18 protein-coding genes are annotated in these 17,477 nt (G+C 72.7%); 10 read left to right on the top strand and 8 right to left on the bottom strand.

Annotated features, from left to right (window positions below):
- The first annotated feature begins 273 nt into the window (after positions 1–273).
- Together ACFYPS_RS25840 and ACFYPS_RS25845 are read left to right on the top strand one after the other, a co-directional pair.
- Entirely contained in the window at positions 274–1,386 is a 1,113-nt protein-coding gene (locus tag ACFYPS_RS25840; protein WP_354963728.1) for a hypothetical protein, read from the top strand.
- Positions 1,383–2,729 carry an AarF/ABC1/UbiB kinase family protein gene (locus ACFYPS_RS25845; protein ID WP_354963727.1) on the top strand — a complete coding sequence of 449 codons (1,347 nt, stop codon included), beginning with the start codon at positions 1,383–1,385 and terminating at the stop codon, positions 2,727–2,729. The genes ACFYPS_RS25840 and ACFYPS_RS25845 overlap by 4 nt, the downstream gene beginning before the upstream one ends.
- Before the next feature lie 388 nt (positions 2,730–3,117).
- Here ACFYPS_RS25845 and ACFYPS_RS25850 read toward each other — a convergent pair whose 3' ends face one another.
- The 3 genes from ACFYPS_RS25850 to ACFYPS_RS25860 all read right to left on the bottom strand — a co-directional run bounded on the left by ACFYPS_RS25850 (position 3,118) and on the right by ACFYPS_RS25860 (position 6,154).
- Positions 3,118–3,483 carry a WhiB family transcriptional regulator gene (locus ACFYPS_RS25850; protein ID WP_074314263.1) on the bottom strand — a complete coding sequence of 122 codons (366 nt, stop codon included), beginning with the start codon at positions 3,481–3,483 and terminating at the stop codon, positions 3,118–3,120.
- 132 nt (positions 3,484–3,615) lie between these two features.
- Complete coding sequence (locus ACFYPS_RS25855) at positions 3,616–3,864, bottom strand: hypothetical protein (protein WP_354963726.1); 249 nt, start codon at positions 3,862–3,864, stop codon at positions 3,616–3,618.
- A 124-nt stretch (positions 3,865–3,988) separates the two neighbouring features.
- Entirely contained in the window at positions 3,989–6,154 is a 2,166-nt protein-coding gene (locus ACFYPS_RS25860; RefSeq protein WP_354963725.1) for an ATP-dependent DNA helicase UvrD2, read from the bottom strand.
- A gap of 92 nt (positions 6,155–6,246) precedes the next feature.
- Between ACFYPS_RS25860 and ACFYPS_RS25865 the strand changes: the two genes are divergently transcribed.
- Complete coding sequence (locus tag ACFYPS_RS25865) at positions 6,247–6,489, top strand: mycoredoxin (protein ID WP_139582276.1); 243 nt, start codon at positions 6,247–6,249, stop codon at positions 6,487–6,489.
- Between the two features lie 67 nt (positions 6,490–6,556).
- Here the strand turns inward: ACFYPS_RS25865 and ACFYPS_RS25870 are convergent, their stop codons facing one another.
- Positions 6,557–7,852: an MFS transporter gene (locus ACFYPS_RS25870; protein ID WP_387327681.1), complete on the bottom strand. Its 1,296-nt coding sequence runs from the start codon at positions 7,850–7,852 to the stop codon at positions 6,557–6,559.
- A 215-nt stretch (positions 7,853–8,067) separates the two neighbouring features.
- Between ACFYPS_RS25870 and ACFYPS_RS25875 the strand changes: the two genes are divergently transcribed.
- The 3 genes from ACFYPS_RS25875 to ACFYPS_RS25885 all read left to right on the top strand — a co-directional run bounded on the left by ACFYPS_RS25875 (position 8,068) and on the right by ACFYPS_RS25885 (position 9,851).
- Positions 8,068–9,048, top strand: coding sequence for a helix-turn-helix transcriptional regulator (locus ACFYPS_RS25875; RefSeq protein ID WP_354963723.1), 981 nt, complete (start codon positions 8,068–8,070; stop codon positions 9,046–9,048).
- Between the two features lie 74 nt (positions 9,049–9,122).
- The gene (locus tag ACFYPS_RS25880; protein WP_354963722.1) at positions 9,123–9,362 is read left to right on the top strand and encodes a DUF397 domain-containing protein; all 240 of its coding nucleotides are present in this window, start codon (positions 9,123–9,125) and stop codon (positions 9,360–9,362) included.
- A 213-nt stretch (positions 9,363–9,575) separates the two neighbouring features.
- The gene (locus ACFYPS_RS25885) at positions 9,576–9,851 is read left to right on the top strand and encodes a hypothetical protein (RefSeq protein WP_354963721.1); all 276 of its coding nucleotides are present in this window, start codon (positions 9,576–9,578) and stop codon (positions 9,849–9,851) included.
- A 125-nt stretch (positions 9,852–9,976) separates the two neighbouring features.
- Here ACFYPS_RS25885 and nudC read toward each other — a convergent pair whose 3' ends face one another.
- From nudC to ACFYPS_RS25900, 3 genes are read right to left on the bottom strand one after another with little or no spacing between them, the layout of a single operon-like run.
- The gene (nudC, locus tag ACFYPS_RS25890) at positions 9,977–10,936 is read right to left on the bottom strand and encodes an NAD(+) diphosphatase (RefSeq protein ID WP_354963720.1); all 960 of its coding nucleotides are present in this window, start codon (positions 10,934–10,936) and stop codon (positions 9,977–9,979) included.
- Positions 10,937–10,970: 34 nt separating this feature from the next.
- Positions 10,971–12,320 (bottom strand): M16 family metallopeptidase, encoded by a 1,350-nt coding sequence (locus tag ACFYPS_RS25895; protein ID WP_387327687.1) that lies wholly within the window; start codon positions 12,318–12,320, stop codon positions 10,971–10,973.
- The gene (locus tag ACFYPS_RS25900; protein WP_354963718.1) at positions 12,317–13,627 is read right to left on the bottom strand and encodes a pitrilysin family protein; all 1,311 of its coding nucleotides are present in this window, start codon (positions 13,625–13,627) and stop codon (positions 12,317–12,319) included. The genes ACFYPS_RS25895 and ACFYPS_RS25900 overlap by 4 nt, the downstream gene beginning before the upstream one ends.
- Before the next feature lie 241 nt (positions 13,628–13,868).
- Between ACFYPS_RS25900 and ACFYPS_RS25905 the strand changes: the two genes are divergently transcribed.
- The 4 genes from ACFYPS_RS25905 to ACFYPS_RS25920 are packed head-to-tail and all read left to right on the top strand — an operon-like array spanning position 13,869 to position 17,082.
- The gene (locus tag ACFYPS_RS25905; protein WP_354963717.1) at positions 13,869–14,933 is read left to right on the top strand and encodes an ABC transporter substrate-binding protein; all 1,065 of its coding nucleotides are present in this window, start codon (positions 13,869–13,871) and stop codon (positions 14,931–14,933) included.
- Positions 14,930–15,709 carry an ABC transporter ATP-binding protein gene (locus ACFYPS_RS25910; RefSeq protein WP_354963716.1) on the top strand — a complete coding sequence of 260 codons (780 nt, stop codon included), beginning with the start codon at positions 14,930–14,932 and terminating at the stop codon, positions 15,707–15,709. The genes ACFYPS_RS25905 and ACFYPS_RS25910 overlap by 4 nt, the downstream gene beginning before the upstream one ends.
- Positions 15,699–16,583 carry an ABC transporter permease gene (locus tag ACFYPS_RS25915; RefSeq protein ID WP_354963715.1) on the top strand — a complete coding sequence of 295 codons (885 nt, stop codon included), beginning with the start codon at positions 15,699–15,701 and terminating at the stop codon, positions 16,581–16,583. Before ACFYPS_RS25910 ends, ACFYPS_RS25915 begins: the two co-directional genes overlap by 11 nt.
- A 1-nt stretch (position 16,584) precedes the next feature.
- Entirely contained in the window at positions 16,585–17,082 is a 498-nt protein-coding gene (locus ACFYPS_RS25920) for an Rrf2 family transcriptional regulator (RefSeq protein ID WP_354963714.1), read from the top strand.
- 136 nt (positions 17,083–17,218) lie between these two features.
- Here ACFYPS_RS25920 and ACFYPS_RS25925 read toward each other — a convergent pair whose 3' ends face one another.
- Complete coding sequence (locus ACFYPS_RS25925) at positions 17,219–17,419, bottom strand: hypothetical protein (RefSeq protein ID WP_354963713.1); 201 nt, start codon at positions 17,417–17,419, stop codon at positions 17,219–17,221.
- Between the last annotated feature and the right edge of the window lie 58 nt (positions 17,420–17,477).

Below are 17,477 nucleotides of genomic sequence, written 5' to 3' on the forward strand. Positions count from 1 at the left end.
CGGGGGTTTGGGGGGTTTGGGGGCAACACCTGAACCCCCCCCCCCCCCCCGGCCGGGGGGCGGGGGGGGGGGGTTTGGGGGGGGGGGGGGGCCCCCCCCCCCCCCCGCCCCCGTTGCCGTTCCGGAGGTCATCCACGGTCTGTCGGGTGCCCGACACGCGTACCGGCGGGCTGTGGATAACCCGGCGAATCCTGTGGACAGCGCTGGACAGTGGCCCGACCACCTGTGGACAACGATCGACCGAGCGCAGGGACGCGGTCACGATTCGTCATCATGAGTCGTACCGCCCTGCCGCGCCCGACCCTGCTGCCCGGTCTCTGCCGGCTCTGGCGGGACCGGCACACCCTCCAACTCGGCGTCGGCCCCGGGCCCGCCGTGCTGCTGGAGCTGGCCAACCTGCGCGCCGCCCACCTGCTCGACCTGCTGGACGGCACCCGTAGCGAGCGCGCCGTGCTGGCCCACGCGGCCACCGCCCGGGTCACCACCGACGAGGCACTCGACCTGCTCGACGCCCTGCGCACGGCGTGCCTGCTGATGCCCGGGCACAGCCTGCTCCCCCGCGAGCTGACCGGGCCGGTCCGGGCCCGGCTCGCCGCGGAGGCCGGCGCGCTGGCCCTCGCCACGGGCCGGCTGCCCGGCACCCCCGCGCAGTGCCTGCGCCGACGACAGGCCGCCCGGGTGCTGCTCACCGGGGCCGGAGCGCTCGGCGCGCCCCTGGCGGTGGCGCTGGCCCAGTCCGGCGTCGGACAGGTGATCCCACACCTCACCGGTCCGGTGCGCCCCATCGACCTGGTCGGCACCGGCATCCCGGCCGCCGAGCTGGGCGACCCGCTCGCTCCGGCGGTACGGGCCGCGGTCGACCGCGTCGCACCGGGCACCGGCACCCAACCGGGTCGCACCGCCCGGATCGACCTGGTGATCCAGCTCGGCACCGACCGCCCGCCGGCGCTGCTCGCCGCCGGTCTCGCCCAACGCCGCCAGCCGCACCTGCTGGTCACCCTGCGCGAGGGCGTACCGGTGATCGGGCCGCTGGTCCGCCCACCCGCCGGGCCCTGCCTGCACTGCGTGGAGCTGCACCGGGCCGACCGCGACCCGGACTGGCCGCGGCTCGCCGCCCAACTCGCGGCCGCCGAGCCGGCCGCCGCCGGCGCCACCGGCACACTGCTCGCGGCCACCGGGTACGCGCTGGCCGAGGCGCTCGCGCAGCTCGACGGGGGCAGCCCGGAGACGCTGGGCGGTGCCACGGAGGTCACCGGCCCGGGCCGGTTTCGCCGCCGGGGTTGGCCGCCCCACCCGGCGTGCGGGTGCTCGCCGAGCCGAGTGTGGGCACCAGCCCGGCGGCACAGCAGCAGCGGGGGCCTCCGGTCGGTAACAATGACCGAGTGACCGACATCCCGCGCCGGGCCGTGTCCCGGACCGCCAAACTCGCCGCTCTGCCGCTCGGCTTCGCCGGTCGGACCGTCCTCGGCATGGGTAAGCGCGTCACCGGGCTCGCCTCCGACGTGATCTCCGCGGAGATTCAGCAGCGCACCGCCGAGCAGCTCTTCAGCGTGCTGGGCCAGCTCAAGGGCGGTGCGATGAAGTTCGGCCAGGCCCTGTCGGTCTTCGAGGCGGCGCTGCCCGAGGAGATCGCCGCCCCCTACCGCCAGGCGCTGACCAAGCTCCAGGAGGCCGCTCCGCCGCTGCCGGTCGCCAGCGTGCACAAGGTGCTGACCGAGCAGCTCGGCCCGGACTGGCGGGACCGGTTCGTCGAGTTCAACGACACCCCGGCCGCCGCGGCCAGCATCGGCCAGGTGCACCGGGCGCGGTGGCGTGAGCCCGGGTACGGCCCCTCGGGCGAGCCGAACAGCCGCGACGTGGCCGTCAAGATCCAGTATCCGGGCGCCGGTGACGCGCTGCTCGCCGACCTCAAGCAGCTCTCCCGGCTCGGCGGGATGTTCCGGGCCATCCAGCCCGGCCTGGACGTCAAGCCGCTCCTGGTCGAGCTGCGCGAACGGATCACTGAGGAGCTGGACTACGAGCTGGAGGGCGAGTCGCAGCGCACCTTCGCCGCCGCGTACGCCGACGACCCGGAGATCTACATCCCGGCGGTGGTCTCCGCGTCGCCTCGGGTGCTGGTCACCGAGTGGGTGACGGGTACACCCCTCGCCGACATCATCCGCGAGGGCACCGAGGAGCAGCGGGACGAGGCCGGCCGCCTGATGGCCACCCTGCACCTCTCCGCACCGCAGCGGGCCGGGCTGCTGCACGCCGATCCGCACCCGGGCAATTTTCGGATACTGCCCGACGGTCGGCTCGGGGTGATCGACTTCGGTGCGGTGGCCCGGATGCCGGAGGGCACGCCGGAGCCGATCGGTCGCATCGCCGCGCTGGCCCTGCGGAACGACGCCGACGGGGTGGTGGCGGGGCTGCGGTCGGAGGGCTTCGTCAGCTCCACCGAGGAGATCGACGGCGAGGCGGTGCTGGACTTCCTCCGTCCGATGCTGGAGCCCATCGCAGCCGACGAGTTCCGCTTCACCCGGGCCTGGCTGCGGGCCGAGGCGGCCCGGCTGGCCAGCCCCCGCTCCCCCACCTACCAGCTCAGCCGGCAGCTCAACCTGCCGCCGTCGTACCTGCTCATCCACCGGGTGACGCTCGGGTCGATCGGGGTGCTCTGCCAGTTGGAGGCGAAGGCGCCGTACCGGGGCATCCTGGAGCGCTGGCTGCCCGGCTTCGCCCCGGTCGCCTGAGCACGCACGCCAAGAAGGGCGGGTGCCATCCGGCACCGGTTGTTAAGAAGGGGCCCTTCCTCTACCGCAGGCGTTAAGAAGGTGCCCTTCCTTGCACGGCGAAGGGGCGGGTGCCGGTGGCACCCGCCCCTTTCTGCGTGGGTGGTACTAGAGAACGCCCAGGTCGCGTGCCGACTGGTTGCGGCTGTTCATGGCGACGGTACGGGCGGATCGGGTTGCCTCAGTGCTCGTGGTGGTACGACCGGCCTGAGGCCGGCGCATTCGAGCCCGGGACAACGCTTCGTTGAGTAGTTGCATCTCGAAAGCTCCAGTCGGTACGTGCAGCATGGTCGTCTTCTCACTCGCTGCCGGTGCGACACCGGCGTAGTTGGTACGGATCGGGAACATGTCAGGCTGCCAGCCGGACCGCGCCACGCACCTCGGACAGCCCACTGGCCGCCAGGCGCGCCTCGGCCTCGACCCGGAGCGCGGCGTCACGTGCGACGTCCTCCTTGCGCGGGCGGCCACGGGGCCGCTTGCGCGGGACAACCGCGCCACGCTCGAAGATCTCGCCGCCCCAGACGCCCCACGGCTCCGCTCGCTCCACCGCCCCGGCCAGGCACTCGACGCGCAGCGGGCAGTCCCCGCAGAGCGACTTGGCCAGCTCGAGCTCGGCAGGCGAGTCGGAGAACCACAGGTCGGGGTCGAACTTCCGGCAGGGCAGGTTCGCCTCCATCTCGACGCTCACGTCGAGGGGGGCCAACGCCAGACTCATCGCCCGGTCACCTCTCTCTCACACTTCGATCTCATGGATCGCATTCCGACGTACTTCGGCGGGGCAAAAAACTGAGGCCGCGGATCCCGGTAAGCGGGTTCCGCGGCCTCGAGGTGAGCCGGTGTCTGATGGTCAGACCGGTCTACCTCGAGGTGGAACGCCGCGGACATCCGTGCGCTTCTTGGCGCCCTGGATGGCCATGCCCGTGAAGCCACTGGTCCCCTCGACTCCGATGGGGGCGACAGTCAGGTTCAGCTCGGCCTGAACCTGGTGCACCTGCGGAACCGACGGTCGTGCGGCCGCGAGGGCCACCCGGACAGCCGACAACGGAGCGTGGACAGCTGGCATCACCGCCAGACGCTCATAGGTGAAGATCCTCACGGGTACCACCTCCCTCACGTTCTCGTATATCGACCGGACCGACCCCCCGTGAGCAGCCGGAATGGCGCCGCTCGCGTGGTGTGTTCTGAGGTTATTCCTCGCGCCGGGGCGAGGGCAAACGAATTTACGACGAGATTTCGAAAGTTTTCTCCGGGCAGACGTCGTCCACTCCCGCGCCCCCCACCAGCGCGAGCACCGACTCGCCGTAGAGGCCCAACTTCCGGGGGCCGATGCCGGCGATCGCGATCAGTTCCTCCGGCCGGCCGGGCCGTCGCTCGGCCAGCGCGACCAGCGTGGCGTCGGTGAACACCACGTACGCGGGGACCTTCTGCGCCCCGGCCACCCGCTGTCGCCACTCGCGCAGCCGTTCATGCAGCTCATCGTCGATGTCGGACGGGCAGGTGGGGCAACGACCCAGCTTGCGGTCCGGGCCGGCGAGCAGGGTGGCGCCACAGATCCGGCAGGAGACGATCTGGGTCCGACGCCGTTCGGGGCGGCGGGCCGGACCGGCGCCACCGGTGGCCCGCTCGGTCCCGCCGGAGCCGTCCAACTGGGGCAGGAACCGCGACGGCCGCCGGGCCCGTCCGCCCGGCGAGCGCGCGGCGGCGTACGACAGCCAGAGCCACTGCCGGGCCCGGGTGATCCCGACGTAGAGCAGCCGGCGTTCCTCCTCGACCTGCTCGACGGTCTTGGCGTACGTGGTGGGCAGGGTGCCCTCGGCGAGGCCGACCAGGAAGACCGCGTCCCACTCCAGCCCCTTGGCCGAGTGCAGCGAGGCCAGGGTCACCCCGTCCACGGTCGGCACGTGCTGCTGGGCGGCCCGACGGGCCAGTTCCTCGGTGAAGTCGGCCAGGGTGACCGGCCGCTCGACCGCCGCCGCCTCGCCGATCGGCACCACCTCTTGGGTGGCCGCGTACTCCTCGGCGAGCTGGACCAGCGCGGCCAGCGCCTCCCACCGCTCGCGGGCCGCGCCACCGGCCGGGGGCGCGTCCGGGGCCCAACCGACCGCGGTGAGCGCCTCGACGACGGCGCCCGGCAGCGGGGTCTCGCCCGGGATCGACCGGGTGGCGGCGCGCAGCGCGACCATCGCCTGGCGCACCTCGGCCCGCTCGAAGAACCGCTCCGCGCCCTGCACCACGTACGGCACCGCGGCCTCGGTGAGTGCCTTCTCGTACGCCTCGGACTGCGCGTTGGTCCGGAACAGGACGGCGATCTCCCTGGCCGGTGTGCCCGCGCCGATCAGGGAGCGGCAGCGGGCGGCCACGGCGTTGGCCTCGGCCGGCTCGTCGGTGAAGATCCGCAGGTCCGGCTCGGGGCCGGCCGGGCGCTGCCCGCTCAACTCCAGCCGCAGCCGCGCCTCGGTGCCCCGGGCCTGGGAGATCACCGCGTTGGCCAACCCGACCACCTGCGGGGTGGAGCGGTAGTCCCGAACCAGCCGGATCACGGCGGCGCCCCGGTGCCGGCGCGGGAAGTCGACCAGGTACGCCGAGGTCGCCCCGGTGAACGAGTAGATCGTCTGGCTGGCGTCGCCGACCACGGTCAGGTCGTTCCGGCCGCCCAGCCAGGCGTCCAGCAACCGCTGCTGGAGCGGGTTGACGTCCTGGTACTCGTCCACCACGAAGTGCCGGTACTGGCCGCGCACCTGCTCGCCGACGTCCGGGTGCTCCTCGATGCCCCACACCGCGGCGCGCAGCATGTCCTCGAAGTCGATTACGCCGTTCGAGCGCTTGAGCTGCTCGTACGCGGTGAACACCTCGGCCACCTTCGTCGGTTCGTGCGGCGTGTCGCGCAGGGCTCGGGCGGCCGAGACCACGTAGTCCCCCGGCTCGACCAGCGACGATTTGGCCCACTCGATCTCGCCGGCCAGGTCCCGCGCGGCGGCCCGGTCGGTCCGCAGGCCCACCCGTGCCGCGGCGAGGGTGACCAGCCGCACCTTGCTGTCCAGCAGTTCGGGCATGGCCCGGCCGGCCAGCAGCCGGGGCGCGAAGTAGCGCACCTGGCGCAGTGCGGCGGCGTGGAAGGTCCGCGCCTGCACACCACCCACCCCGAGGACGGTGAGTCGACTTCGCATCTCGGCGGCGGCCCGGGCGGTGAAGGTGACCGCGAGCACGTGCCGGGGGGAGATTTCACCCGAGAGCGCCCGGTGGGCGATCCGGGAGGTGATCGCGCGGGTCTTGCCGGTGCCGGCGCCGGCCAGGATGCAGACCGGGCCGGCGGGTGCGGTCACCGCAGAGCGCTGATCCGGGTCCAGCCCGGCGAGCACGCTTTCCGACGCTGAGTGAACCGCCACAACCAGGAATCATCGCAGCTGTCCCGGACGTTGCAGCGAACAGCCTCGGCTTGATCCGCAAGCCGGCGGCGGATGAGTTGGAGGGCCCGACCATGCTGACGATGTATTCCACCCCCTGGTGCGGCTACTGCCACCGGCTGAAGTCGCAGCTCGACCGGGAGGGCATCGGGTACGAGGTGGTCGACATCGAGCAGGACCCGAAGGCCGCCGAGTTCGTGATGAGCGTCAACGGCGGCAACCAGACGGTGCCGACGCTGCGCTTCGCCGACGGCAGCGCCCTGACCAACCCCTCGATCACCCAGGTCAAGCAGCACCTGGAGACCCTCACCGCCTGACCGGCCGGGTCATTTCCGACGAGCGGCCGCCCCGATCGGGGCGGCCGCTCGTCGTGTCCGGTATCCGTCACCGGCGCGGCGACCGGTGGCTCCCGGTCACCACCTGCTGGTCCGCGTCGTCCGCCGGGCGTCGCGGCGCCGGAAGGGTCGGGCCGGGCGGCGGTGTGGGCGGGCGGGCGCCGGGCGGCGCGCTGAGGTGCCGGCCCCGCCAGAGGTAGCCGCCGGCGACCAGGGTGGCCACCCCGACCAGCGCGAACAGCGCCCGGTAGTCCAGGAACCCGACCAGCAGTGCGCCCGCGCCGATGGAGAAGGCCTGCGGCCCGCTGACCACCGCCTCGGTCTCGGCGACGACCCGGCCGACCAGCCCGGGAGGGGTACGCCGCTGGATCAGCGTGTGCAGCCCCACCATGGTCAGCGGCAGCGAGACGCCGGCCAGCAGCACCGCGGCGAAACCGAGCCGCAGATCGGGGTACGCGAGCGCGAGCGCGGCCGGCCCGAAGAACGCGACCCCGGCGGCCAGCGTGCCGACCTCGCCGAGCCGGCGGACCAGCGCCGGCGAACAGAGCCCACCGAGCAGCCCACCCACGCCCTGCACGGTGACCAGCACACCCACGAACGCGGCGTCCCGGCCCAGCCCCTGGTCGACGTAGGCGAAGATGAGCGACTCGCTGAAGCCCATCACCAGCGACCCGAGCCCGTAGCCGAGCAGGGCACGGCGCAGGGCCGGCTCGCCGGCCAGGTGTCGCAGCCCGGCACCCAGCTCGGCCGGCCAGCGCAGCCGTACCGTCGGCGGCGCCGGCTGCGGGGTGGGCAGCGCGGTCACCACGGCGGCCGCGGTCAGGAATCCGACCACGCCGATCCCGGCCAGCGCCCACCCGCCGACCGCCGCGTAGAGCGCCGCACCGACCAGCGGGCCGACCAGCCGCAGCCCCTGGCGTACGGTCTGCAGCACGCCGTTCGCCTCGGCCAGCAGCTCAACCGGCACCAGCTGCCGGATCAGCCCGCTGAGTGCCGCGCTGAGCGTGATGTGGGACAGGCCGTACAGGGCTGCCACCGTGTAGACGAGCCAGACGTCGCCCGCGTCCCGGACGGTGAACAGCGGGGTGAGCAGCACCGCGGTGACCAGGTTCGCGGCCACGAAGAAGGGCCGGCGCGGGTAGCGGTCGACGAACCAGCCGACCAGCGGCGCGAGCGTCATCGGGGCGACGACGGCGAAGATCGTGGCGCCGGCGAGCCCGTCGGAGCCGGTCAGGTCCTTGACCCAGATCGCGAGCGCGAGCAGCAGGATCGACTCGGCGGTCATGCTGGCCAGCAGGCCCCCGAAGAGCAGACGGAAATCGGATCGGCGCAGGACGGTGCGCATGGGTCCCTCCGGCGGGGATGGCGCGCCCGGGCGGGCGTGGTCGACGGGGCCGCGACCTCGGGGCCCGCCGTGGTCGGCGTACCAAAGGTCCATTTTTCGCAAGACACGCCCCCGCCGGAACCTCCAACGCCGGCCGCGCCGTCCATACTGACCGTGGGGGGCGAATTTCATACAGTTACCGTCGCGTCTGCGGCGGTCGACGGGAAAGAGGACACGTGCCTCCTGCCGCACCCAGCCCGATCCTGCGTCGTCGCCGGTTGGGCACAGAGCTGCGCCGCCTGCGCGAGGCCGCAGGCCTCACCGGCGACCAGGTCATCGAGCGGATCGGCTGGGCCTCCGCGTCGAAACTGTCCCGGCTGGAGAACGGGCGCAGCCGACCCGACCCGCAGGACGTCGGGGTTCTGCTCGACCTCTACGGTGCCGACGCGGCACTGCACGAGGAGCTGCTCGGGATCACCGGCGAGGCCGGTGACATGCGGGGCTGGTTGAAGAACTTCCCGGTGATGACGCAGCAGCAGCGCAGTTGGGCCGAGTTGGAGGCGGGCTGCGCGGAGATCTCCGAGTACAACCCGGTGCTGGTGCCGGGGCTGTTGCAGACCCCCGGGTACGCGCAGGTCCGGATCGTCTCGGCCCGTCAGGTGGCCGAGGGCGCCGGTGAGCCGGAGCCGGGCGAGGAGCCGGAGACCGAGGTGCAGGCACGGCTGGCCCGCCAGACGCTGCTCACCCGGGAGCCCGACGCGCCCCGCTACACCGCCGTACTGGAGGAGGCGGCCCTCGGCCGCCGGGCCGGCCCGCCCGAGGTGCTGCACGAGCAACTTCGCCAGCTGTGCGAGCTGGCGCTGCTGCCCAACGTGACGCTGCACGTGCTGCTCCGGGACACCCAGATCGGCAACTGGTACCTCCCGCCGACCGCGTTCTCCCTCTACCGGTTCGCCGATCCGCTCGATCCGGAGACGCTGACCATCGAAGGGGGGTTCACCGACGTCATGTCGACCGAGGCAATCGCGCTAAATCGCTATAAAGTGGTGTTCGAGTGGCTATGCACGGCGGCACTTACCGCCTCGGACACCCTCTCCTGGCTGATCGAGGCGACGGGACGGCTGACCGAGGCGGTGCCCCCTTCCACAGTGGCGTTCGGGCCGGCAACGGCGCCGCCCCAACGCCGCCGGGCCTCGGGGCGGCTGACGGAACGGTGATCCACGGGGGACCCTCCGTCGGGGCGTGCGGCACCACTTGTCCCATCGGAGCGGTTCACATCAGGAGCAGAACCATGAACGACATCCGCAACACGCCGTCTGTCCCCGCCCACCGGCTGTCGGACGCCCCGTGGCGTACCAGCACGCGCAGCCAGACCTCCAACTGCGTGGAGGTCGCTCCGCTGGGCACCGGCCCGTCCGCGGTCGCGCTGCGCGACAGCAAGGACCGGGGTGGCCCGGTGCTGCTGTTCAACCGGGCGGGATGGCTCGGCTTCATCGCCGGAGCGAAGAAGGGCCAGTTCGATCCGAACTGATCCGGTGACCGGGACGGGGCCGTCGGCGCGCTGCCGGCGGCCCCGTCGCGTTACCCACCGCCGACCCCGCTGACCAGGCATCCGCCGATCGGACGAGGCTCGAAACCAATAGGCGCGTTTCAGTTGCTGGGACGAACACGCGGCGTAACATGGCGATCGAGTACGTGGAACTTCCACACCGACTCATTCGTCGCGGTTCATCCGGAGACCCTCATGCGGTTCCTGATCGTTCGCACCGACATCCGCGCCGTCGCCGACGGGGACATCGCCGCCGCCTGGGCGGACGGCCACCGACTCCGCGACGAGACGACCGCCCCCGAGCCACGCCGCCAGATCGTGCACGCCGAGGACCGGGACGCCGCGCTGCTGCTGGCCCGGGCACTCGCCACGGTCGGCGCGGTCCGCGCCGGCAGGCAACGGGTCAAGGTCCTGCCGCTGGGCGAAGCCCGACCCACGTTCCGACACAGACCGGGCCGCACCAGCACCTGACCCACGAGACGTCCGTCGTGGTCGGAACGGCTCCCCCGCCGCGTTTTCGCCCCAGCCGACCACGACGGCCCGTGTTCCCGGCCCGTGACCGCCGCGGCAACGGCGGCCACGGGCCGGGACCGTGTTCACCGGTCGGCGTCCACCCAGCCGTCCAGCCAGCGGTGGATGAGGAACAGCGCGATCGACGACGGCGGCGGCAGGATCAACTGGGCCCCGTCACCCACATCCACGGTCTTCCCGGCCAGCGCCGCCCCGATCTCCCCCCGGGTGAACCAGCGGGCGTACGCGATCTCGGACGGGTCGACCTGCACCGGATCGGTCGGGTCGGCGGTGGCCAGGAAGCCCAGCATCAGCGAACCGGGGAACGGCCACGCCTGGCTGCCCACGTACCCGACCCGCTCGACCCCGATGCCCACCTCCTCGCGGACCTCGCGCAGCACGGCGGCCTCCGCCGACTCCCCCGGCTCCACGTAGCCGGCCAGGCAGGAGTAGCGCCGGCCGCCCGGGGTCCCCGGCCAGCCGGCGTTGTTGCCGAGCAGGCAACGCCCGTCCGGGCCGTCGACGCCGTCGTGCACCAGCACGATCATCGCCGGGTCGGTACGCGGCCAGATCCGCCCGCCGTTGCGGTCCACCCGGGACCAACCGGCCTCGTCCATCTCGGTCGGTGCTCCGGTGGCCGCCGAGTAGCCGTGCCGGGTGTGCCAGTTGACCAGCGCCAGCGCGGTGGTGAAGAGGCCGGCCTCCCGGTCGCCGAGCAGATGCCCCACCTCGCGCAGGCTGACCGCCCGTGTGCCCGGCAGCACCGGCAGCGGCGTGTCGACCGCAAAGACCGGCACCCCGTCCGGCTCGACACCGAGGAACATCGCGATCGACTCCGACCCGACCGGCACGTCCGCCGCCCCGAACAGCACCAGCGCCGGAGGTGACGCGTCGGTGTGCGCCAGCGTCCGCCCCTCGTCCGTCGAGTCGAGCAGCAGCACCCGGGCACGCAACCACGCCTCGGTCAGCCACCGCGAATCGCCCCGCCGGTGCGCGGCCCGGTCCAGCGTGGACCGGGCCAGCGGTGGCGCCGTCTCCCCACTCACGCCGCACCCTCCGCAGCCGGCGCGGACGTCCGGCTCACTGCCGCACCGGCTCGGTCCGGACCGCGGTCAGCGCGGCCAACCCCGGAGCGACCCGCTCGGCGTCGCCGAGCACCACGACCGCCGCCCGAGCTGGCGCGAGGTGGTGGGCCGCCACCCGCGCGACGTCGTCGGTGGTCACCTTCGCGAGCCGGGACGCGTACTCGGCGAGGAAGTCCAGGCGCAGGCCGTTGCCGGCGTACGCGCTGGTCAACGCGGCCAGCCCGGCCTGGGTGGACATGCCGAGCTGGAGGGTGCCGAGGGCGTACTGGCGGGCCTGCTCCAGTTCCTCGGGCTTCGGCGGCAGCGACGCCAGCCGACCCAGCTCGTACGTCGTCTCCAGCAACGCCGGACCGGTGACCTCGGTGGCCACCTCGGCGCCGGCGACCAGTACCGACCCGGCCACCGAGTGCTCGATCACCGAGTGCGGGCCGTACGTGTAGCCCTTGTCCTCGCGGATGTTCTCCACCCACCGGGAGGAGAAGTAGCCGCCGAAGATCAGGTTGGCCAGTTGCAGCGGGGCGTGGTCGGGATCGGTGCGCGGCACGGCCGGCAGCGCGATCCGCACCGAGGACTGGACCGAGCCGGGCCGGTCGACGAGCAGTAGCGGCCCCGACTCCAGCGGCGGGGTGGCCGGCAGCTCGGCCGTGCGCCCCGCGCCGGCCCAGCCACCGAGGGCCCGCTCGGCCGCGTCCAGGGCCCTCTCCGGCTGCACGTCACCGACCAGCACCAACTGCGCGCCCGCCGGGTGTACCCGCTCCGCGTGCAGGGTGCGTAGCGCCGCCGGTCGGACGGCGCGGATCTGGCCCGGCTCCGGCGTCTGCGTCGCGTACGGGTGGCGGCCGTAAATCCGCTTCAGCAGCGCCTCCCGGGCCAGGTGCGCCGGTTGGCTCTGCGCCACCTGTATCCGGTCGACCAGCCGGTCCCGCTCGATGGCCACCTCCCCGCTGGGGTAGCTGGCCCCGGTCAGCACCTCGGCCAGCAGCTCCAGCATCCGGTCCAGCCCGGTGACCAGGCCGGCGCCGGAGAGCATCAGCCGGTCCGGATCGACGCCCGCCGAGAGGCCTCCGCCCACCTTCTGCAACTCGGCGGCGATCTGCACGCTGGTCATCGATTCGGTGCCGGAGAGCATGGTCTGCGAGAGCATCGCGCCGCGGGCCAGGTGGGCCCGGCCGAAGGGAACCCAGAGCCGCAGCTCGACCAGGGGCACGGCGGGCCGGCGTACGGCGATCACGGTGAGGCCGTTGCGCAGCGTGCGTTCGGCCTGCTTGGGCACCTTGAGCTTGCGGGTGGGGCCGAGCGGGGGCAGCGTACGCGGCCCGGTGGGGACGGTGGTGGCGGCGCTCATCGGGCACCTCCGGCGATGACCTCGACGGCGGCGCGGCGCTCCGGGCGCAGGGTGGCCGCGGCGGCGCGCACCTGCTCCTCGGTGACCTCGCCGACCAGCCGGGGCAGATCGTTGAGCAGACCCGGCTCGCCGCGTTGCTGTTCCAGGACGGCCATCCGCAGCGCCCGGCCGAGCACCGCGTCGGTGTCCCGCAGGAGGTGGGTCGCCATCCGGGCCTGGGTCCGGGCCAGTTCCCCCTCGGTCAGCCCGTCGGTGGCCAGCCGCTCCAGTTCCTCGTCCATGGTGCGCAGCACCTTGTCCACGTCGCCACCGGGCGGCAGGTGCGCCTGGAGCAGCAGCGCGGTCGGGTCGCGCACGTCGAACGGGTCGCCCATGAAGCCGAGGTATCCGCCGAGGCTGGTCACCGTCCGGTCGCGCTGGACCAACCGCTCGACCAGTCGCGACGCGTCGCCGTCGGTGAGCACCTCGGCCAGCACCACGTACGGCAGGTAGGCAGCGAAGTCGGTGACCGGGTCCGGCACCCGCCAGGCGCCGGCCACCGCCGGCAGCGGCGCCAGCGCGTCGGTGTACGAGGTACGCCGCTCGGCGGTCAGGTCGGGCTCGGTGAAGTCGGGTCGCCGCGGCGCCGGACGGGCCGGCACGTCGCCGAAGTGGCGGGTGACCAGCTCGGTCGCCTCGGCCACGTCGATGTCGCCGCTGACCGCCAGCACCGCGCTGCCGCTGGCGTAGTAGCGACGGAAGAAGTCCGCGGCGTCGGCGACGGTCGCCGACTCCAGGTCGTCGAAGGAGCCGTAGCCGTCGTGCGCGTTCGGGAATGTGTCGAACATGACCGGCGGCAGCGTCAGCCACGGGAAGCCACCGTACGGCCGGTTGAGCACGTTGACCCGGATCTCCTCCTTGACCACGTCGACCTGGTTACGCAGGTTCTCCTCGGTCAGCCGGGGGCCGCGCATCCGGTCCGCCTCCAGGAACAGCGCGCGTTCCAGCGCGTTGCTCGGCAGCGTCTCGAAGTAGTCGGTGTAGTCCAGGTGGGTGGAGCCGTTGAAGGTGCCCCCGGCGCCCTGCACGTGCCGGAAGTGGGCCAGCTTCTCCAGGTTCTCCGAGCCCTGGAACATCAGGTGCTCGAAGAGGTGGGCGAAGCCGGTGCGCCCCTCCGGCTCGGAGCGGATGCCCACGTCGTAGACCACCGCCACCCCGATCACCGGAGCACTGCGGTCGGGGGTGAGCACCACCCGCAGGCCGTTGTCGAGGGTGAACCGCTCGACCGGGTACTTCGTCGCTGGAATTCTGGATCTCCGCGCCGCCACGGGATCGACCCTAGCGCGTCGGCACCTCCACCACCGGCGACCTCCGCGGAGCCGCCTCCACCGGATCGGCCACCAGGGGCAGCACCTTCCGGCCCGAACTTCGGATGCCCTAGCAAACTGGTGGGAGATGCCGACATATCTGGGACGCGCTGTCCCGGCATGTGGATGAGTCTTGACGCTGCGTGCGGCCTGCCCCAGTCTTCCTACCAAGTAAGTAGGAATACTGCGGATTGGACGGACGATGAGGCGGCTCCCCCTGCGCCGGATGGTCAGCCTGGCCACCCTCGCCGTGGTCGGCGCGGCGACCCTGGGCAGCACCGCCGCGTGCGGCGACGACAGCGAGGCCGCGGGCGGCGGCTCCGGCCCGGTGACGCTGCGCCTCGGCTACTTCCCCAACATCACCCACGCGCCGGCGGTCGTCGGCGTGGAGAAGGGCATCTTCGCCGAGAAGCTCGGCGCCAACGTGAAGCTGGACCCGAAGACGTTCAACGCCGGCCCGGCCGCCATCGAGGCCGTCTTCTCCGGTGCGCTGGACGCCACCTACATCGGTCCGAACCCGACCGTGAACGCGTTCTCCAAGTCCAAGGGTGAAGCCGTCCGGGTCGTCTCCGGCGCCGCCTCCGGTGGCGTGGCGCTGGTCGTCAAGCCCGGCATCAACGGCCCGCAGGACCTGAAGGGCAAGAAGGTCGCCACCCCGCAGCTGGGCAACACCCAGGACGTGGCGGTCCGCTACTGGCTCAAGCAGCAGGGGCTCACCACCACCAAGGAGGGCGGCGGCGACGTCAAGATCGTGCCGCAGGAGAACGCCCAGACGGTGGAGACGTTCAATAGCGGCGCGATCGACGCCGCCTGGGTGCCCGAGCCCTTCGTCTCCCGGCTGGTCAACGCCGGCGGCAAGGTGCTGGTCGACGAGCGCGGCCTCTGGCCGGACAAGAAGTTCGTCATCACCAACCTGCTGGTCAGCACGAAGTTCCTCAAGGCACACCCGGACGTGGTGCAGAAGCTGGTCGACGGCCAGGTGGCCGCGAACGAGTTCGTCAACAGCAAGCCGGACGAGGCCCAGCAGGCCATCTCCGACGCCATCGGCAAGATCACCGGCAAGCCGCTGGACCTGAAGCTGATCAAGCAGGCGTGGACGACGTTGGAGTTCACCAACGACCCGATCCCCAGCTCCCTCAAGGCCGGGCTCGACCACGCCGTCGAGGTGAAGCTGACCGACCCGGTGGACCTCAAGGGCCTGTACGACCTGACGTACCTCAACAACGCGCTCAAGGCGCAGGGCAAGCCCGAGGTCATCCAGCCATGACGTCGACCACGACGGCGCCGGGGAGCGCGACCACCGCGGTCGCGCTCTCCGACGTGACAAAGGTGTACGGACGCGGAGGGAACGCCGTACTGGCCCTGGACGGCGTGTCCCTGGACGTGGCGCCGGGCGAGTTCGTCTGCCTGGTCGGCGCCTCCGGCTGCGGCAAGAGCACCCTGCTCAACCTGGTCGCCGGGCTGGATCGGCCCAGCGGTGGGCAGATCGCCCTGGCCGGCGACGCCAGCGCCGGGCTGATGTTCCAGGAGCCGGCGCTCTTTCCCTGGCTGACCGTCGACGGCAACGTCGAGGTCCCGTTGAAGCTGCGCGGGCTGCCCCGGGCCGAGCGGCGCGCGCGGGTGGCGGAGCTGCTGCGCACCGTGCACCTGGCCGACTTCGGCCGCAAGCGCCCGCACGAGCTCTCCGGTGGGATGCGGCAGCGGGTCGCGCTGGCCCGCACGCTGGCCCTCGACACCCCGGTGCTGCTGATGGACGAGCCGTTCGGCGCGCTGGACGCGATGACCCGGGACATCCTGCACGACGAGCTGGAACGGATCTGGTCCGAGCGCAAACTCTCGGTGCTCTTCGTGACGCACAACGTCCGCGAGGCAGCCCGGCTGGCCGACCGGATCATCCTGCTTTCCAGCCGACCCGGTCGGATCATCTACTCCACCACTGTGGACATCCCGCGCCCACGGCGGATCGACTCCCCCGAGGTCGCCGCCATCGCCGCCGAGGTCACCGAGCGGCTCCGTACGGAGGTGGGCCGCCATGGCCAGTGACACCCTCACCAGCACGGCGCGCACCGACGCGCAGATCTCCGGCCTCGACGCGCTGGAGATCGTCGGCCGGGAGAAGGAGATCTCCCGGGGCACCCGGGTCTGGGCCGCCACCTGGCCCAAGCTGGCCGCGCTGGCCATCGTCATCGCGGCCTGGCAGTTGGTGGTCTGGTCGGGTTGGAAGCCGCCGTACTCGCTGCCGGGGCCGCTGGTCGTCGGCCGCGAACTGCTGACCCAGGCCCAGGGCCCACAGCTCTGGGAGGGCCTGCTCACCACGCTGCGCCGGGCCGCCGTCGGGTACATCTTCTCGGTCGCGGTCGGCCTGCTCCTGGGCCTGGCGGTGGCCCGGTCCACGGTGCTCCGGGCCGCCATCGGCTCGATGATCACCGCGTTGCAGACCATGCCGTCGATAGCCTGGTTTCCGCTGGCCATCCTGCTGTTCGAGCTGAGCGAGAAGGCGATCTTCTTCGTGGTGGTGCTCGGCGCGGCGCCGTCCATCGCCAACGGCGTGATCTCCGGCGTGGACTACGTGCCGCCGCTGCTCCTGCGCGCGGGCCGCAACCTGGGCGCCCGAGGGCTCAACCTCTACCGGTACGTGATCGCACCGGCCGCGCTGCCGGCGATCGTCGCCGGGCTCAAGCAGGGCTGGGCTTTCTCCTGGCGGAGCCTGATGGCCGGCGAGCTGATCGTGGTCGGCATCTCGCAGACCTCCCTCGGCGCCCAGCTCACCTACTCCCGCGAGCTGTCCGACGCGCCCTGGCTGCTCTCCACCATGATCGTCATCCTGGTGCTCGGCCTGGTCGTGGATGCCGCGTTCGGTGCGGCGGACAAGGCGATCCGGCGCCGCTGGGGTGTGCTGGACCAGGCTGGTCAGTGACGTGTACGTCTCCGCGCGCAGCGACTACGCCCTCCGGGCCATGCTCGCCGTCGCCGTCGCCGCCGCCGCCGCTGCCGCTGCCGCTGAAGGTAGCGGCGGTGGTGGTGGTGGCGACGGTGGTGGTGGTGGTGGTGGTGACCTGGTGAAGGCGGCCAGCCTGGCCGAGGTGCAGGAGATCCCGCTGAGTTTTCTCCAGGGCATCCTGCTGGACCTGCGCCGCGCCGGCCTGCTGCTCAGCCATCGCGGCACCGAGGGCGGGTACGCGCTCGCCCGATCGCCCGACGAGATCAGCGTGGGGGACGTGCTGCGCGCCGTCGGCGGCTCGCTGACCACGGTACGCGGACTGCCGGCCGAGCGGGCCGGCTACCACGGGGTGGCGGCCGGGCTGACCGACGTCTGGCTGGCCGTGCACGGGGCGATCGCCACGGTGGTGGACAGCACGACCCTGGCCGACCTGCTCGCCCGCGACCCGACCGGCCGCGCCCCCGCCGCGTCGTGACCATCCGACACCGACGGGGTGCGTTCGCCAACAGGTTGCGGCGTGGTCGGGCCGGTGCCCCGCCGACCCGACCACGCCTCGTACCGATCCTGACCGGGCCTGCCCCTCCGCCGGCACCGGTCGGTCCGGCCGCTGCTCAGCTCACGTGTGCGACCGTCGGGCCGGAGCCCAGGTCGCCGGGGCTGTGCAGCTCCACCAGACCGGCGGGAGCGTTGCCCACCGGGGTGGCGTGCCAGGGCGCGAAGGCCGCAACCATGGCGAGCAACAGCCCGGCGAGCGCGACCGCGACCACCAGGATCAGTTCGCGCAGCGCCCCCGAGCCGGCTTCGCCCGCCATGGTCACCCCTTCCGTGCCGGGCCCCCGCCCGGCTCCCCCCGCTGGCCAGCTTCGACCA

It is taken from the genome of Micromonospora sp. NPDC005087 (assembly GCF_042872965.1).
Classification (GTDB): Bacteria; Actinomycetota; Actinomycetes; order Mycobacteriales; family Micromonosporaceae; genus Micromonospora.

Excerpts from the sequence above, each read along its gene's own strand:
- ACFYPS_RS25840 (WP_354963728.1), top strand. The coding sequence starts at position 274 with ATGAGTCGTACCGCCCTGCCGCGCCCGACCCTGCTGCCCGGTCTCTGC.
- ACFYPS_RS25850 (WP_074314263.1), bottom strand. The coding sequence starts at position 3,483 with ATGAGTCTGGCGTTGGCCCCCCTCGACGTGAGCGTCGAGATGGAGGCG.
- ACFYPS_RS25865 (WP_139582276.1), top strand. The coding sequence starts at position 6,247 with ATGCTGACGATGTATTCCACCCCCTGGTGCGGCTACTGCCACCGGCTG.
- ACFYPS_RS25870 (WP_387327681.1), bottom strand. The coding sequence starts at position 7,852 with ATGCGCACCGTCCTGCGCCGATCCGATTTCCGTCTGCTCTTCGGGGGC.
- ACFYPS_RS25880 (WP_354963722.1), top strand. The coding sequence starts at position 9,123 with ATGAACGACATCCGCAACACGCCGTCTGTCCCCGCCCACCGGCTGTCG.
- ACFYPS_RS25885 (WP_354963721.1), top strand. The coding sequence starts at position 9,576 with ATGCGGTTCCTGATCGTTCGCACCGACATCCGCGCCGTCGCCGACGGG.
- ACFYPS_RS25895 (WP_387327687.1), bottom strand. The coding sequence starts at position 12,320 with ATGAGCGCCGCCACCACCGTCCCCACCGGGCCGCGTACGCTGCCCCCG.
- ACFYPS_RS25905 (WP_354963717.1), top strand. The coding sequence starts at position 13,869 with ATGAGGCGGCTCCCCCTGCGCCGGATGGTCAGCCTGGCCACCCTCGCC.
- ACFYPS_RS25910 (WP_354963716.1), top strand. The coding sequence starts at position 14,930 with ATGACGTCGACCACGACGGCGCCGGGGAGCGCGACCACCGCGGTCGCG.
- ACFYPS_RS25915 (WP_354963715.1), top strand. The coding sequence starts at position 15,699 with ATGGCCAGTGACACCCTCACCAGCACGGCGCGCACCGACGCGCAGATC.
- ACFYPS_RS25925 (WP_354963713.1), bottom strand. The coding sequence starts at position 17,419 with ATGGCGGGCGAAGCCGGCTCGGGGGCGCTGCGCGAACTGATCCTGGTG.